Origin of the sequence: Mycobacterium colombiense (assembly GCF_003284975.1) — a bacterium.
Lineage (GTDB): Bacteria > Actinomycetota > Actinomycetes > Mycobacteriales > Mycobacteriaceae > Mycobacterium > Mycobacterium europaeum_A.
On record NZ_QMEU01000012.1, the window covers coordinates 20,227 to 38,187 of the forward strand.

2 protein-coding genes are annotated in these 17,961 nt (G+C 69.8%); both read right to left on the reverse strand.

Annotated features, from left to right (window positions below; translation table 11 throughout):
- Nucleotides 1-30 precede the first annotated feature (30 nt).
- Nucleotides 31-7,680 carry a non-ribosomal peptide synthetase gene (locus DQP58_RS06815; RefSeq protein WP_112707710.1) on the reverse strand — a complete coding sequence of 2,550 codons (7,650 nt, stop codon included), beginning with the start codon at nt 7,678-7,680 and terminating at the stop codon, nt 31-33.
- Nucleotides 7,677-17,927 carry a non-ribosomal peptide synthetase gene (locus tag DQP58_RS06820; RefSeq protein WP_112707711.1) on the reverse strand — a complete coding sequence of 3,417 codons (10,251 nt, stop codon included), beginning with the start codon at nt 17,925-17,927 and terminating at the stop codon, nt 7,677-7,679. Before DQP58_RS06820 ends, DQP58_RS06815 begins: the two co-directional genes overlap by 4 nt.
- Nucleotides 17,928-17,961: the final 34 nt, after the last annotated feature.

A 17,961-nucleotide genomic window follows, 5' to 3' on the forward strand; every position in this document is an offset into this window, starting at 1 on the left:
ACCACGCCGCTTTCGGACTCCCCGAAGGAATTACAGCAAACCGAGCAGTTGCAGATCGGTGACGTACTTGACGATCACCGGCGCACTGACATGCGGGATGTCGTTGTCGGAACCGACCTTCGCTTCCTGCACGGCGGCGCGGAAGCGATCCGTCGGCGCGAAGGCGCCCCGGGCCGGTTCGGCGGGTTGCAGGTTCTTCGGGTCGCGCAGCAGCAACATCAACATCTGCAGCACCGAGTTCTGCCGCTGCCGCTCCGGCAGGCCCCGCAGGCCGGTCTCGAAGCGCTGCAGCCACTCACCGAAGTCGTCGACGCGTTCGATCGGGTAGCCCGCTTCGATGAGCCAGTCGACGTATTGGTCAAGGCCGATGCCGTCGTCGTGCGGGTTCATCACGTGGTACGTCTCGAACCCGTCCATCACCTGGGCGCCCAGCTTGGCGATCGCCTCGGCGACGAACTCGACGGGCAGGCCGTCGAAGTGCGCGCTCTGCCGGTTGCCGTCGGCGTCGAGCTGATAGAACGACTTGGGCGCGACGCCGGTGGCCACGACGCTCAGGATCATCCGGGTGAAGATGTCCGCGACGTTGAGCTGGCCGGCGTAGCTGGTGTCGGCCAGGATCATGTCGGAGCGGAACACCGAGACCGGCAGACCGCACAGGTCGTGCGCCTCGCGCAGCAGGACCTCTCCCGCCCACTTGCTGTTGCCGTACCCGTTGGCGTAGCCGCCGTCGATGACGCGGGTGGCGCTGATGACCCGGATGTCGGCGTCCTCGGTGAACGCCGCCGGGTCGATCTGGCGGCCCACGTCTGAAGTCGACACGTACGCGTACGGCTTCTTCTTGGTGGTGAGCGCCAACCGGATCAGCTCCGCGGTCCCCCCGACGTTGGGGGTGAACAGCTCGTTGTAGGGCAGGACGCCGTTGACCACGGCCGCCGAATCGACGATCAGGTCGACGGTGTCGGCCAGCCGCTGCCAGGTCGCCTCGTCCAGGCCGAGGTTGGCCTGCCCCTTGTCGCCTGCGACGACCTGCAGGTGCTCCTCGGCCAGTTCCTGGAAGTGCTGCAGCAGTTCCGGGTCGCCGCTGTTGAAGGTCTTCTCCAACCGGGCCCACGCGTCCTCGTCGGACTTGGCCCGCACCAGGCAGATCAGCTTGCCGCCCACGACTTCCAGCTGCTCGAGCCATTCGAGCACCAGGTAGCGGCCCAGGAACCCGGTCGCACCGGTCAGCAGGACCGTCCGGACCTCGGCGCTCGGACCGGGCAGCGTCGGCGCGGTCGACAGCGTCGTCGCGTCGATGAACTTGTCCAGGGTGAGGTCGCGGGCGTGCACCTCCTTGGCGTCGGCGCCGTGCACCGCCGCAAAGCCGGGTCCGGCGGCGCCCTCGGTGTCGGCCCCACTGGTGATCCGCTGGCTCAGGCTGCGGACCGACTGCGAGTCGAACAGGGTGCGCACCGACAGCGCGCCATCGACGGCGGTGTTGATCTCGGCGATCACCCGCATCGCGGACAGCGAGTCCCCGCCCAGCTCGAAGAAGGAGTCCTCGACCGACACCCGGTCCATGCCGAGGACGCGGGCGAAGATGTCGGCGACGATCTCTTCGGTGGGGTCGGCCGGCGCGACGTACTCACCGCCGCGCTTCTGGTACTCCGGTGCGGGCAGGGCGCGCCTGTCCAGCTTGCCGTTGACCGTCAGCGGCAGCGCGTCCAACACCACCACCGCGGCGGGCACCATGTAGGCGGGCAGCCGGTCGGCCAGCTGGACGCGGATGCCGACCGGGTCGGCGGTTCCGGTGATGTAGCCGACCAGGCGCTTGTCGCCGGGACGGTCCTCGCGGGCGATCACCGCGGCCTGCTCGACGCCGTCGAGCGCGGCCAGGGCGGCCTGCACCTCACCGAGCTCGATGCGGTAGCCGCGCAGCTTGACCTGCTCGTCGGCGCGGCCCAGGTACTCGAGCTGACCGTCGCGGCCCCAGCGGACCAGGTCGCCGGTGCGATACATCCGCGAACCCGGGCTGCCGAACGGGCAGGCGACGAAGCGCCCCGCCGTCAGGCCGGGCCGGCGCGAATACCCGGTCGCCACACCGTGACCGGCGATGTACAGCTCGCCGACGACACCCTCGGGCGCCGGGCGCAGCCACCGGTCCAGCACGAACAGCGCGGCGCGCGGCACCGGCGAACCGATGGGCGCCGATCCCGTGCCGCTCTTCAGCGGCGCGCTCATGGCCGCGTAGACCGTGGCCTCAGTCGGGCCGTAGGCGTTGATCATCACGCGTCCGGGCGCCCACCGGTCGACGACCTCGACCGGGCAGGCCTCACCGGCAACCACCAGCGCAGTCGACTCCAGGCCCTCGGGCGAGAGCATGCCAACCGCCGACGGGGTCTGGCTCAGCACGGTGACCTGCTCGGCGACCAGCAGCGCGTGTAGCTCGTCGGGCGCGGCCGCGACCGACTCGGGCACCACCACCAGGCGGCCGCCGTGCAGCAGGGCGCCCCAGATCTCGTGCACCGAGACGTCGAACACCAGTGAGTGCCACTGCGCCCAGACTCCCGCCTCCGGCAGGTCGGCGTGCAGCGTCTCCACCAACTGCGCGACGTTCGCGTGCGTGACGGCCACGCCCTTGGGGACACCGGTGGTTCCCGAGGTGTAGATCACGTAGGCGATGTTGTCCGACGACGGCATCGGCAGCGCCGTGCCGGGCTGGTTGGCCAGCGCCGGGTCGTCGACGTCGATGACCGTCGGGCTGGCGCCGTCCAGACGCTCCCGCAGCGCCGAGGTGGTGACGACGGCGACCGGCTCGGCGTCGGTGAGCAGGAATTCAATCCGGGCAGCCGGCAGCGCCGGGTCGATCGGCAGGTACGCCGCCCCGGTCTTGAGCACCGCAAGGATGGCGACGATCGCGTCGGCGGACCGCGAGAACAGCAGCGCGACCCGCTCGCCCGGACCGGCGCCCTCTTCGGTCAGCAGGTGCGCCATCCGGTTGGCGGCCTCGTCGAGCTCCCGGTAGGTCATCGTGCTGCCGTCGAAGGTCAGCGCCGGCGCGTCCGGGGTGCTGGCCACCTGGGCGGCGAACATCGCGGGGATCGACTTGGCGGTCGGCGGCTGGCTCAGCACCGCACGGTTGCCGCGCTCGTCGAGCCAGACGTGCTCGTGCTCGTCGACGACGTCCAGCGACATCAGCCGTCGGGTCGGATCGGCCGTCATCTCCGACAGCACCCGCTGGAACCTCTCGGTCAGCTTCTCGATGCCGGCCGCGTCGAACACGTCGGTGTCGAACTCGACGCGCAGGCCCAGTTCCCGGCCCGGCAGCGCCATCACTGACAGCGGGTAGTGGTTGTACTCGCGGTTGGTGACATCGGTGATGGCCAGCTCGTGGAAGCCCAACGGCACGCTGGTGTCGATCGGATAGTTCTCGTACAGGAACAACGTGTCGAACAGCGCGTCGTGACCGGTCACATGGTGGATGTCGCTCAGCGCCAGGTGCTCGTGTTCCAGGGTGTCGTTGTGGTGTTGCTGCAGCTGGTCCAGCACGTCGGCGACGGTGGTCTCCGCGGTGATGCTGGCCCGCACCGGAACGGTGTTGATCAGCAGACCCACCATGGACTCGGCGCCGATCAGGTCGGCCGGCCGGCCCGACACCGCGGTGCCGAACGCGACGTCATGCTGGCCGGTCAGCCGCATCAGCAGCTGCGCCCACGCGGCCTGCAGCACGGTGTTGACGGTGGTGTGGCAGGTGCGGGCCAGCTCGCCCAGGGCGCGCGTGGTCTCCGCGGACAGCCGGTAGGACTCGACGGCCCGCCGGCCCAGCCGCATCCGGCCTGCCGGGCCCACCAGGGTGGGGGTGTCGAATCCGTCGAGCACCTGACGCCACGCGGCCTGGGCGGCGGTGCGATCCTGGCTGGCCAGCCAGGTCAGGTAGCTGCGGTAGGTGGCCGGCGCCGGCAGCTGGTCCCCGTAGTAGTTGGCGAGGATCTCGCGCAGCAGGATGGGCAGCGACCAGCCGTCCATGACGATGTGGTGGTTGGTCAGCACGAACCGGTACCGGTTGTCCGCGGTGCGGATCAGCGCGGCGCGGAACGCCGGCCGGTTGGCCAGATCGCTGACCGCGGCGCGTTCGGCGGCGCACAGCTCCTCGACCCGCTGCTCGGGGTCCACATCCTCGGCGCCCAGCTGGATGTACCGCCAGGCCATGACCGGGTCGGCCGGGATGACCTGGACGGGCTCGCCGAACTGCGGGCAGAACCGGGCCGCCAGGTTGGGGTGGCGGTTGACCACGGTGTGCACCGCGTCGTGCAGGCGGTGCGAGTCCAGCTCGCCGGTCACGGTGATGCCGAGCTGCACCGCGTAGACGTCGTCGCCCGGGTCCTGCGCGAAGCTGGCGTGGAACAGCAGGCCCTGCTGCAACGGGGTCAGCGGCAGGATGTCGGCGACCTGGTGCTGCTTGCTCAGCTCGTCGATCTGGCGCTGGTTCAGCCGCGCGGGCGCGATGTCGGACGGGGTCAGGCCGCCGCCGCCACCCTGCACGTGGGCGCAGATCCCGGTCAGGGCCTCGAACCACAGCTGGCTGAGCCGGCTGATCTGCTCGCGGCCCATCGCCGAGGCCGCCCACGTCCAGTTGGCGTGTAGCTGCGGACCTTCCTCGGTGTCCATGGTGCCGGCGTTGAGGTCGACGGTGTGCATCAGCGGCATCGCGACCGCTGCGGCCGCGCCGCTCAGCGACAGGCTGTCGGGGCTCAGCCGCCACAACTCGCCGGGCAGGTCGGCGGCCGCGCCGAGCCGTCCCAGGTAGTTGAACCCGATCACCGGATCGGTTCCACCCAGGTCGATGTCGGGGTTCAGGTAGCGCAGCAGGCCGTAGGTCAGCCCGTCGGGCAGGGCACGCAGCTGCTCCTTGGTGGCCTTGACCGCCGCGCCCAGCGCGTCGTCGCCGGCGACCACGTTCGCCCAGTCCAGGCCGTCGACCGTCAACGACACCGGGTATTTGGTGGTGAACCAGCCGACGGTGCGGGACAGGTCGACGTGCGGGCCCAGCTCTTCCTGGCGGCCGTGACCCTCGACGTCGATGCCGATCGGCGTGCTGTTACCCAGGAACTGCGTCCAGGCCATCCCGAACGCGATCAACAGGATGTCCTGCACGCCGGCGTGGAACGCCGCGGGGACCTCGCCCAGCAGCAGCCGGGTGGTCTCGACGTCCAGCGACACCGAGAGCTGCTCGGCGGTCTGGTAGGTGTCCTCCTCGGGGCGCACCGCGGGCAGCACGGCCGGGGTGGCGACGACCTCGCGCCAGGCGTCGGCCTGTTCGACCACCTCGGGGCTCAACGCGTGCTCGGCGAGCAGCGAAGACCAGCGGGCGAATGAGGTGCCGCCGGCGGGCAGCGCCACCGGCTGGCCGCTGTGGTGCTGCGCCCAGGCGATGTTGAGGTCCTCGATCAGGGTCCGCCACGACACACCGTCGACGGCCACGTGGTGGATGATCAACGCCAATTGGCTTGTCTCGCTTGCCCAGACGGCGCTCACCATGATTCCGGCGCCCGGGTTCAGCCGGGACCGGGCCGCCACCAGAGTGGCGTCGGACAGCTCGTCGACCGTCTGCAGGCAGTCGCCGGCCTGCACGGTGCCCGGTTCGGGCGCGTGCAGCGACCAGCCGCCCTCGCCGTCGTCCTCGACGCGCAGCCGCAGCATGGGGTGCCGGTCCAGCAGGGCCTGCAGCACGACGACGACGTCGTCGGCGGTCACGCCCGCGGGCGCGGCCAGCACCATGGTCTGGTTGAAGTCGTCGATCGGGCCCTGCACGGTTTGCAGCCAGTGCATGATCGGGGTGGCCAGCACCGGTCCGATCCCCTCGTCGACCACGTCGTCCGCATCGGCACCGTCGGTGGCAACCCGGGCCAGCCGGGCGACGGTCTGCTCGACGAAGACGTCGCGCGGGCGGCACACCACCCCGGCCGCGCGGGCGCGGGCCACCACCTGCATCGACAGGATGCTGTCGCCGCCCAGATCGAAGAACGAGTCGTCGACGCCGACGCGTTCCACCCCCAGCACCTGGGCGTAGATGCCGGCCAGGATCTCCTCGGTGTGGTTGCTGGGGGCGCGGTACTGGCCGCCGCGCTTGTGGTACTCGGGCGCGGGCAGCGCGCGCTTGTCCAGCTTGCCGTTGACCGTCAGCGGCAGGCTTTCCAGCACCACGACCGCGGCCGGGACCATGTAGGCAGGCAGCCGCTTGCCCAGCTGAGTGCGCAGCTCGGTCGGGTCGGCGGTCCCGGTGATGTAACCCACCAGGCGCTTGTCGCCGGGGCGGTCCTCGCGGGCGATCACCGCCGCCTGATCCACGCCGTCCAGCGCGGCCAGCGCCGACTGGATCTCGCCGAGTTCGATGCGGTAGCCGCGGATCTTGACCTGCTCGTCGGCGCGGCCCAGGTATTGCAACTGGCCGTCGGCGCCCCAGCGGACGAGGTCACCGGTGCGGTACATCCGCGCGCCCGGCCCCCCGAACGGGCAGGCCACGAAGCGCGAGGCCGTCAATCCGGACCGACGGGCATAGCCGGTGGCGACGCCACGGCCGGCCACATACAGCTCACCGACCACGCCTTCGGGCGCGGGCCGCAGCCACTTGTCCAGCACGAACAGCGCCGCGCCGGGAACCGGCGAGCCGATCGGCGGGGCCCCGGAGTCGCCCGCGAGCGGCGTGCTCATCGCGGCGTACACGGTGGCCTCGGTCGGGCCGTAGGCGTTGATCATCACCCGTCCCGGCGCCCACCGGTCGACCACCTCGGCCGGGCAGGCTTCACCGGCCACCACCAGGGCGGTGCCGTCCAGGCCCTCCGGCGAGAGCATGCCGACCGCGGACGGCGTCTGGCTCAGTACGTTGACCTTCTCGGCGACCAGCAGGGCGTGCAGCTCATCGGGTGAGCCGGCAACCGACTCGGGCACCACCACCAGGCGGCCGCCGTGCAGCAGCGCACCCCAGATCTCCCAGACGGAGACGTCGAAGACCAGCGAGTGCCACTGCGACCAGACCTTCCCCGGCCCGGTCGGCAGATCGGCGTGCAACGTCCGCAGGAACTCGGTCACGTTGCGGTGGGTGACCGCGACGCCCTTGGGGGTTCCCGTGGTGCCCGAGGTGTAGATCATGTACGCGATGTCCTCGGGCGCCGGCCCCGGCAGCTCGCTGCTGGGCTGGCCGTCCGCCGCGGCTTCGTCGACGTCGATGACGGGCAGGTCGAATCCGTCCAGCCGGGTGCGCAGGCCGGCCGTGGTCACCACCGCGATCGGCGTGGCGTCGCCGAGCATGAATTCCATGCGCGCGGACGGCAGCGCCGGGTCGATGGGGAGGTAGGCGGCCCCGGTCTTGAGCACCGCGAGGATCGAGATGATCGCCTCGGCCGAACGCGAGAACAGCAACGCGACGCATTCGCCCGGGCGCGCGCCCTGCTCGGCCAGCAGGTGCGCGAGGCGGTTGGCGGCCTCGTCGAGCTCGCGATAGGTCAGCGAGCGATCGCCGAACGTCAGCGCCACGGCCTGAGGGTCACGCGCCACCTGCGTCGCGAACACCTCGGGGATCGATTTCGGAGATTTGACCGGCTTGGTCAAGACCGCGCGGTTACCCCACTCATCGAGTCGGTCGTGCTCGCCGCCGTCCAGCAGATCGATCGACAACAATCGCCGTCCCGCACCGACGGTCATGACTGCTCCTCCAAGTCCACGGTCATGGCTTCCAGCACCCGCCGAAATCGCTCAACTAGCTTCTCGATCCTCGCCTCGCCAAACACGTCCGTATCGAACTCGACGCGAAGACCTATTTCGTGGCCTGGCACAGCTTGCACCGAAAGCGGGTAGTGGTTGTATTCCCGATTCGTGAATCCACTAATAGTTAACTCGTCCACGGCCGATAGCGCGGCAGTATCGATGGGATAGTTCTCGTACACGAACATTGTGTCGAAGATTTGGTCGTGTCCCGTTACACGATGGATTTCATTCAGTGCTAAATGCTGGTGGTCCAGAGTATTGGTGTAAGCGCGTTGCAGCTGGTCAAGCAGGTCGGCGATGGTGGTTTCGGCGCCGATCGTGGCTCGCACCGGAACGGTGTTGATCAAAAGGCCCACCATCGCGTCGGATCCGGCCAATTCCGTCGGTCGGCCCGAAACCGCTGTGCCGAACACCACATCGTGCTGCCCGGTAAGCCACATCAGCAACTGCGCCCAGGCGGCCTGCAACACCGTGCTGACCGTCGTACGGCACGAACGGGCCAATTCGCCGAGCAAACGACTGGTCTCGGCGGACACTGCGAACTCGGCGACGCCGCGCGGGCCGAGCCCGGTGCGGCCCGACGGTCCCACCAGCGTGGGGGTCTCGAAGCCCTCGAGCACCTCGCGCCACGCGGCCTGCGCGGCGGCCCGATCCTGCTCCGACAACCAGGTGATGAAGCTGCGATACGGCACTGGCGCCGGTAGCCGCACCCCGAAGTAGCTGGCAAAGATCTCCTGCAGCAGGAGCGGCTTGGACCAGCCGTCGAGCACGATGTGGTGGTTGGTGAGCACGAAGCGGTAGGTGTTCTCCGCGGTGCGGATCAAGGTGCCCCGGAACGGGGGCTGACCGGCCAGATCGCAGACGGCGACGCGTTCGGCGGTGGACAACCGGTCCACCTGTGCTTCGATGTCGTCGCCGGCGTCCAGCTCGACGTACTGCCAGGCCAGCTCCGGGTCGGCCGAGAGAACCTGCACCGGCTCCCCGAAGTCCTCCAGGAAGCTGGCCACCACGTTGGGATGGCGCGTGATGACGGCGTGCACCGCTTGGCGCAGCCGCTCGGGGTCGATGGCACCGGTGACCGAGATGTCGAGCTGCACGGCATAGAGGTCTTCGGATTCTTCGCCACCCTGGGCGGTGCCGGTGTGGAACAACAGCCCCTGCTGCAACGGCGTCAGTGGCAACACGTCGGCCATCCGGTACCGCTGCTGCAGTTCGTCGAGGTCGCGCTGGCTCAGGCGGGCGGGCGCGACGTCGGACGGGGTCAACCCGCCGCCGCCGTTACGCACGTGCGCGCAGATGCCGGCGAGCGCGTCGAACCACAGCTCGCTGAGCCGGCTGATCTGCTTCTCGTCCAGCGCCGAGAGCGCCCAGGTCCAGTTGGCCTGCAGGTGCGGCCCCTCCGCGGTGTCCATGGTGCCGGCGTTGAGCTCCACCGTGTGCGGCAACGGCAGCGCCACCGCGCCCGCCGCGCCGGCCAGCGCGAAGCTGTCGGGGGCCAGCTGCCACAGCTCGGCGGACAAGTCGGCGGCGCCGCCGCCGAGCCGACCCAGATAGTTGAAGCTGATGACCGGATCCGGATCATCCAGTGCCGCTTCGGGATTCAGATAGCGCAGCAATCCGTAGGTCAAGCCGTCCGGCAGGGCGCGCAGTTGTTCCTTGGCGTCCTTGACCAGCCCATCCAGCGCCGCGTCCCCGCCGACGACCTGCCCCCAGGACAGCCCACCGACCCGCAGCGACACCGGGTACTTCGCGGTGAACCAGCCGACCGTGCGCGACAGGTCCACCTGCGGGCCCAGTTCCTCGTTGCGTCCGTGACCCTCCACGTCGATGGCGATCGGCGCGCCGGTGCCCACGAACTGGGTCCAGGCCAGTCCGAAGGCGATCAACAGAATGTCTTGCACGCCGGCGTGGAACGCCGCGGGCACCTCGCTGAGCAGCAGCCGCGTCGTCTCGACGTCCAGCGACGCCGAGAACTGCCCGGCCGTCACATACGTGTCCTCGGGCTGGGCCTGCGGCAACACCGCCGGCACTGCGGCCACCTGCCGCCACTCCTCCAGCCGCTCGACCACCTCGGGGCGCCGCGCGTACTCGTCCAGCAGCGACGACCACCGGGCGAACGAGGTCCCGCCCACCGGCAGGGCCACCGGCTGCCCGCTGTGGTGCTGCGCCCAGGCGATGTTGAGGTCCTCGATCAGGGTCCGCCACGACACGCCATCCACCGCCAGGTGGTGGATGATCAACGCCAATTGGTTTGTCGCGCTTGCCCATACGGCACGCACCAACACGCCGTCGGCCAGGTTCAGCCGCGACCGCGCGTCGACCAGCGCCGCCTCGGACAGCACATCGACCGACTCCACGCAGTCGCCGGCCTGGATCGAGCCCACCTCGGGCACCTCGAGCGACCAGCCGCCGACGCCGTCGTCCTCGACGCGCAGCCGCAGCATCGCGTGCCGATCCAGCAGCGCCTGCACCACCACCGGCACGTCGTCGAAGGTGACCTCCGCGGGCGCCGCGAGCACCATGGTCTGGTTGAACTGCTCGACGGGGCCGTCCATGTCCTGCAGCCACCGCATGATCGGCGTGGCCACCACCGGCCCGAGCCCCTCGTCGACCACGTCGTCGTCGCCGCTGGCCACCGTGGCGACGCGCGCCAACCGGGCCACCGTCTGCTCGACGAAGACGTCGCGCGGGCGGCACACCACCCCGGCCGCGCGGGCGCGGGCCACCACCTGCATCGACAGGATGCTGTCGCCGCCGAGGTCGAAGAAGGAGTCGTCGACGCCGACGCGTTCCACGCCGAGCACCTGGGCGTAGATGCCGGCCAGGATCTCCTCGATCGCACTCACCGGGGCGCGGTAGCGGTCGGCGTCGGAGTATTCCGGCGCCGGCAGCGCGCGGGTGTCCAGCTTGCCGTTGACCGTCAGCGGCAACGCCTCGAGGACCACCACCGCCGAGGGCACCATGTAGCTCGGCAACCGCTCGCTGAGCTGGGCGCGGACCTCGGCCGGGTCGGCGGTGCCGGTGATGTAGCCCACCAGCCGCTTGTCGCCGGGGCGGTCCTCGCGGGCGATCACCGCCGCGTGCTCTACCCCCGACAGCGACGCGAGGGCGACCTGGATTTCGCCGAGTTCGATGCGGTAGCCGCGGATCTTGACCTGCTCGTCGGCGCGGCCCATGTATTGCAGCTGGCCGTCGGCGCCCCAGCGGACCAGGTCACCGGTGCGATACATCCGCGCGCCGGGCGCCCCATACGGGCACGCCACGAAGCGGGTGGCCGACAGGCCGGGCCGCCCGACATAGCCGGTGGCCAGCCCGCCGCCCGCGACGTACAGCTCACCGACCACGCCGACGGGCACCTGGCGCAGCCAGCCGTCCAGCACGAAGAAGGCGAGGTTGGCCAGCGGCACCCCGATGGGACTGACGTTGCTGTCGACGTCACCGTCGACGATCTCCCGGAACGAGGCGTGCACCGTCGTCTCGGTGATGCCATACATATTGATCATCCGGGGCAGGCCGGGGTGGCGGTGCAGCCACGTCGACAACCGGTGCGGCTCGAGCGCCTCACCACCGAAGACCACCGTCTGCAACTTCAGCTGCTCGCCCAGCTCGGGCGCCAGCGCATCGGCGCTCTGCAGCGCGTAGAACGCCGACGGTGTCTGGCTGAGCACACTCACCTGCTCGCGAACCAACAACGCGTGCAGGTCTTCAGCCGAACGCACCACGGCATCCGGCACGATCACCAGACGCCCGCCATACAGCAGCGACCCGAAGACTTCCCACACCGAGAAGTCAAACGCCAGCGAGTGACATTGCGTCCACACCTGGCCCAACCCGAGCTGAGCATCCAGTGTCTCCAGCAACAACGTCACGTTGTGGTGCGGGATGGCCACGCCCTTGGGGGTTCCGGTGGTTCCCGAGGTGTAGATGATGTAGGCGATGTTCTCCGGGGCCGGCACCGGCAGGGCCGTCGTGGGCTGGCTGCCCACGGCGGGGTCGTCGATGTCGATGATCAGGCCTTCGAAGCCGTCCAGCTGTGGCCGCACCTCGGCGGTGGTCACCGCGGCGATCGGCGCGGCATCACCGAGCACGAACTCCAACCGCGCCGCCGGCACGCTCGGGTCGATCGGCACATACGCCGCCCCGGTCTTCAGGACGGCGAAGATCGCCATCACCGCTTCGGCCGAGCGTGGGATCACCACCGCGACCCGCTGGCCCGGCCCGGCGCCCCGCTCAGAAAGCAAGTGCGCCAACCGGTTTGCCGACTCTTCGACCTCGCGGTAGGTCCAGGACCGCTCGCCGCAGGTGATAGCCACGGCGTCGGCGGCGCGGCCCACCTGGGCGGCGAACAACGCCGGAATGGACGCGGGTGCCCGCCGCCGCTGGGTCAGCATGGCCCGGTTACCCCAGGCGTCGAGCCGCTCGTGCTCGGCGGCGTCGAGCAGATCGATCGACGAAAGCCGTTGCGCGGGATCGGCGGCCATCGCCGCCATCACCTGACGCAACCGGTCGATCAGGGTTTCGACGCCGGAGGCATCGAACACCTCGGTGTCGTACTCGACGCGCAGGCTCAGCTCGTGCCCGGGCGTGGCCACCACGGAAAGCGGGTAGTGGTTGAACTCGCGGCTGCTGAACTCGGTGACGGCCAGCTCGTTGACGCCGAGCAGCGCACCGGCGTCGATCGGGTAGTTCTCGTACAGGAACAGCGTGTCGAACAGTTGGTCGTGCCCGGTGGCGCGATGAATCTCGTTGAGCGCCAAGTGTTCATGCTCGAGCGTTTCGGCGTGGGCGCGCTGCAGCTGCTCCAGCAGGTCGGCGACGGTGGTGGCCGCGGCGATGTCGGCGCGCACCGGCACGGTGTTGATCAGCAAGCCGACCATGGCGTCCGCGCCGGCCAGTTCGGTGGGCCGGCCCGAGACCGCGGTGCCGAAGGCCACGTCGTGCTGGCCGGTCAGCCACGTCAACAGTTGCGCCCACGCGCCCTGCAGCACGGTGCTGACGGTGGTGCGGCTGGAGCGGGCCAGTTCGCTCAGCGCGCGGGTGGTGTCCGCCGAAACCGTGTAGGTGGCGACGGCGCGACGGCCGATCTTGCCCGGCGGCGCCACCAGCGTGGGGGCTTCGAATCCGGCGAGCGCCTCGGCCCAAGCCGCTTGGGCGCCAAGACGATCCTGCGCGGCCAGCCACATCAGGTAACTGCGGTACGACGGCGCCGCGGGCAGCCGCTCGCCGTAGTAGCCGGCGAACACTTCGCGCATCAGGACCGGCAGCGACCAGCCGTCGATGACGATGTGGTGAATGGTCAGCACAAACCGGTGCCGGTCGGGCGCGGTGCGGATCAACGCCGCGCGGAACGGGGATTCGCCGGCCAGGTCGCAGACCGCGGTGCGTTCGGCCGCGGCGAGCTGCTCGACCTCCGCGTCGACATCGCCGCCGTCGAGCTCGACGTGGTTCCACGCCATCACCGGCTTGGCCGGGATGATCTGCACCGGCTCACCGAATTCGTCGATGAAGCGGGCCGCCAGGTTGGGGTGGCGGTTGACGACTGTCTGCACCGCCTCGCGAAGCCGTTGCGCGTCAAGGGAACCGCTCACGGTGATGCCGAGCTGCACCGCGTAGAGGTCTTCCAGTTCCTGCGCGAAGCCGGTGTGGAAGAGCAACCCCTGCTGAACGGGGCTGAGCGGCAACACGTCGGCGATCTGGTGCGCACGGCAGAGCTCGTCGATCTGCTGCTGGTCCAGTCGGGCGGGGGCGATGTCGGACGGTGTCAACCCGCCACCACCGCCGCGCACGTGCGCGCAGATACCGGCGAGCGCGTCAAACCACAACTGGCTCAACCGGTTTACCTGCTCGTCGGTCAGCGCAGACGGCGCCCACCTCCAGTTGGCGTGCAGGTGCGGGCCGGCCTCGGTGTCCATGGTGCCGGCGTTGAGTTCCACGGTGTGCGCCAACGGCATTGCCACCGCGGTGGCCACGGCCGCCGACGACAGGCTGTCCTCGCTGACCCGCCACAGGTCCTCGGAAAGGTCGGCTCCCGCGGCCAGCCGGCCCAGGTAGTTGAACCCGATCACCGGGTCTGCGCCCTGCAGGTCGACGTCGTCGTTCAGGTAGCGCAACAGTCCGTAGGTCAGGCCGTCGGGCAGAGCGCGCAGCTGCTCCTTGGCGTCCTTGATCACCGCACCCAGTGCGGCCTCACCGGCGACCACCTGCGACCACTTGAGGGGGCCGTTGATCTTCAGCGCCGCAGGGTATTTGGTGGTGAACCAGCCCACCGTGCGCGACAGGTCAACGCGTGAGGTCACCTCTTCGTGGCGGCCGTGCCCTTCGATGTCGATACCGATCGGCGCGGCCTCACCCAGGAATTCGGTGAACGCCAAGCCGAACGCGATCAACAGAATGTCTTGCACCCCAGCGTGAAACGCCGCGGGCACCTCCCCCAACAGCAGCCGGGTCGTGTCGACATCCAACGATGCCGACAACTGACCGGCCGTCGCGTAGGTGTCCCCGGGCTGGGCCGCGGGCAATGCCGCCGGCGTGGCTGCCACCTGCCGCCACGCGTCGGCCTGCGCGGCCACCGCCGGAGTCTGCGCGTAGTCGGCCAGCAGCGCAGACCACCGGGCGAAAGACGTTCCGGGCACCGGCAGTTCCACCGGTTGGCCGCTGTGATGCTGGGCCCAGGCGATGTTGAGGTCTTCGATCAGGGTCCGCCACGACACGCCGTCGACGGCGAGGTGGTGAATGACCAACGCCAATTGGTTTGTCGCGCTTGCCCATACCGCGCTCAGCAGTAGCCCGTCGGCGATATTGAGCCGGCCGCGAGCCTCGATGAGCGCGGCGTCGGTCAACGTGTCGACCGCACGCACGCAGCCGCCGGCCTGCACCGAGCCCGCCTCGGGCGCCTCGAGGGACCAACCGCCCGCGCCGTCGTCCTGTACGCGCAGCCGCAACATGGGGTGGCGGTCGAGCAGCGCCTGCAGCACGACGACGACGTCGTCGGAGGTGACGCCGGCCGGTGCCGCCAGCACCATGGTCTGGTTGAACTCGTCGATGGGGCCGTCGATGGTCTGCAGCCAGCGCATGATCGGGGTGGCCACCACGGGCCCGATTCCCTCATCGACCGCGCCGAGCTCGCCGTCGGCGGCGACCTCGGACACCCGCGCCAGGCGGGCCACCGTCTGCTCCACGAAAATGTCGCGCGGGCGGCAGATCACGCCGGCCGCGCGGGCCCGCGACACCACCTGCATCGACAGGATGCTGTCGCCGCCGAGGTCGAAGAAGGAGTCGTCGACGCCGACGCGTTCCACGCCCAGCACCTGGGCGTAGATATCGGCCAGGATCTCCTCGATGGCGTCGGCCGGGGCGCGATATTCACTCGCGGCGTACTCGGGCGAGGGCAGGGCGCGCTTGTCGAGCTTGCCGTTGCCGGTCAGCGGCAGGGTGTCCAATACCATCACCGCGGTCGGGACCATATAGGGCGGAAGCTTGTCGGCCAACTGCGCGCGCAGCGCGGCCGGGTCGGCGGTGCCGGTGATGTAGCCGACCAGCCGCTTGTCGCCGGGGCGGTCCTCGCGGGCGATCACCGCGGCCTGGTCCACTCCGTCGAGGCCGGCCAACACGGCCTGGATCTCGCCGAGCTCGATGCGGTAGCCGCGGATCTTGACCTGCTCGTCGGCGCGGCCCAGGTACTGCAGCTGGCCGTCCGGGCCCCAGCACACCAGGTCGCCGGTGCGGTACATCCGCGCGCCGGGACCGCCAAAGGGGTTGGCCACGAACCGCGTTGAGGTGAGCCCGGCCCGGCGCACATAGCCGTGTCCGACGCCGCGGCCCGCCAGGTACAGCTCGCCGACCACGCCGGCGGGCACCGGCTGCAGCCATTTGTCGAGCACGAACATCGCCGCGCCGGCTATCGGGGAGCCAATCGGCACCACCGAGGACCCCGCCGTCAACGGCGTGCTGATCGACGCGCACACCGTGGTCTCCGTCGGGCCGTACGCATCGAGCATCACGCGTCCGGGCGCCGCCCACCGATCGACCACGTCGGTCGGGCAGGCCTCACCGGCCACCACCAACGCGGTGGACTCCAGGTCGTCGGCCGGCAGCATCGCCACGGCCGACGGGGTCTGGGTCAGCACGCTGACTTTCTCCGCGACCAGCAGCGCGTGCAGATCCTGCGGGGAGGACGCCACCGATTCGGGCACGATCAGCAGCCGCCTGCCCCGCAGCAGCGCGCCGAAGATCTCCCAGACCGAGAAGTCGAAGGCCGCCGAGTGGCATTGGGTCCACACGTTGCCCTTGGGCAGGCCGGCGTCGAGCGACTCGATCAGCCAGGTGACGTTGAGATGAGGAATCGCAACGCCTTTGGGGGTTCCGGTGGTTCCGGAGGTGTAGATGATGTACGCGGTGTTCTCGGGCGCCGGCAGCGGCAGCGCGGTGCCGGGCTGGCTGTCGACGGACGGGTCGTGGACGTCGACAACCAGGACGTCGTGGTCGTCGAGCCGTGAGCGCAGCTCCGCGGTGGTGATCACCGCGCTGGGGCCCGCGTCTTCGATCACGAAGTCCATCCGGGACGACGCGTGCGCCGGGTCGATCGGCACGTAGGCCGCGCCGGTCTTGAGCACCGCCAGCATCGAGACGATGGCGTCGGCGCAGCGGGGGAACAGCACCGCCACGCAGTCACCCGGGCCGATGCCGTGACCGGCGAGCAGATGCCCCAACCGGTTGGAGGTCTCGTCGAGTTCGGCGAAGGTCAGGGCGCGGTCGCCGAAGGTCACCGCCACCGCGTCGGGCGTGTTCTGCACGTGCTCGGCGAAAGCCTGGGGAATCGACACGGGGTCGGGCACCGGCTCGTGCAGCGCCGGCCGGTTGCTCCACTCGTCGAGGCGGGCGGGCTCGTCGGGGGTCAGCAGATCGATCGAAGACAGCGGCCGGTCCGGGTCGGCGGTCATCTCCTCGAGGATCTGCTGCAGCCGGCCGGCCAGGTCGGCGACGCCGAAGCTCGCGAACGGTTGGCCCGGGCCCGCGGTGCTGAGGAACAGCTGGTCACCGGCGCCGAGGAAGAACAGCCCGAAGTGCCCGACCGGCCCGTGGTTGGTGTACGACGCGGTCGCCGGGGAGCCGGCGAGGTCCAGCGTCAGGCGGGACGGGATGAAGTTGATGCCCACCCGATTCGGCGCTTGGCGCAGCCCGTCACCCTCCAGGGTGTGCACCGGGAAGCGCTGGTGCTGCAAGAGCTCGCGGATCCGCTTGTCGACGTGCTTGCAGAAATCGGCGACGGTCGACTGGGGCTCCGTCGACAGGACCAGCGGCACCACGCCGGCGAGCATCGCGGGCAGCGTCTTCGATTCGGGACGCACCCGCCGGCTGACCGGGAAGTCGAGCGCCACCTCCGAACCGCTGCCGGACCACCCGCGCACCAGCAGGGCGCACGCGGCGGTGGTGACCGAGAACCGGCGAATGGCCAGCTTCTTGGACAACTCCTTGATCCGGTTGGCAACCGAGGGGTCCAGCTGCACCGACGCGGACGGCGAGTAATGGTCTTGTTCCCCCGCGGCGGTGGGCAGTCGGTCGACCGGCCCGCTCTCCGGCGGCAGGTGCTCGCTCCAGTAGGCCTTGTCTTCGGCGTAGTCGTCGGAGGCTTCGTAGCTCGACTCGAGATCGACCAGGTCCTGCGCCGACCCGAAGTAGGCGTCGGGGATCGGCTTCCCGGCCACCATTGCCGAATAGATGGTGGCCACTCGGCGGCAAACCAGGGCCATGCCCAGACCATCGATGGCGATGTGGTGGCAGCAACCAAACAAATAAAATTCCTCGTGCCCCGTTTGAAACAGCACGAATTTGAAGAGCTGACCGTTCAGCGCCATCGGCGTGCGCTGGATCGCCGAAGCCCTCTCGCGGGCTTCCTGTACGGGGTCGGGCGCCTCCCTCAAGTCGTCGAGCGTCAGCTCGACGTGCGGGTAGTCGACCGGCTTCTGCACCACCTGGCCGTCGACCTCGAAGAACGAGACCCTGCCCGGCTCGGCCTCGGCCACCGCCTGGGTGATTGCGCGTTCGAGGGCGTCGTGGTCGACGGTGCCGTCGATTTTGACCAGGAGACCGAGCTGCCATTGGGTGCCGGCGAACCCGGCTTCTTGGGACAACCAGATGTCAAGCTGACCGCGCGTTAGCGGAAGTGCCCGATCTGCCCGCTCCATCGACTCCCCCAAGTCTCCGCCACCCGCCCCATAC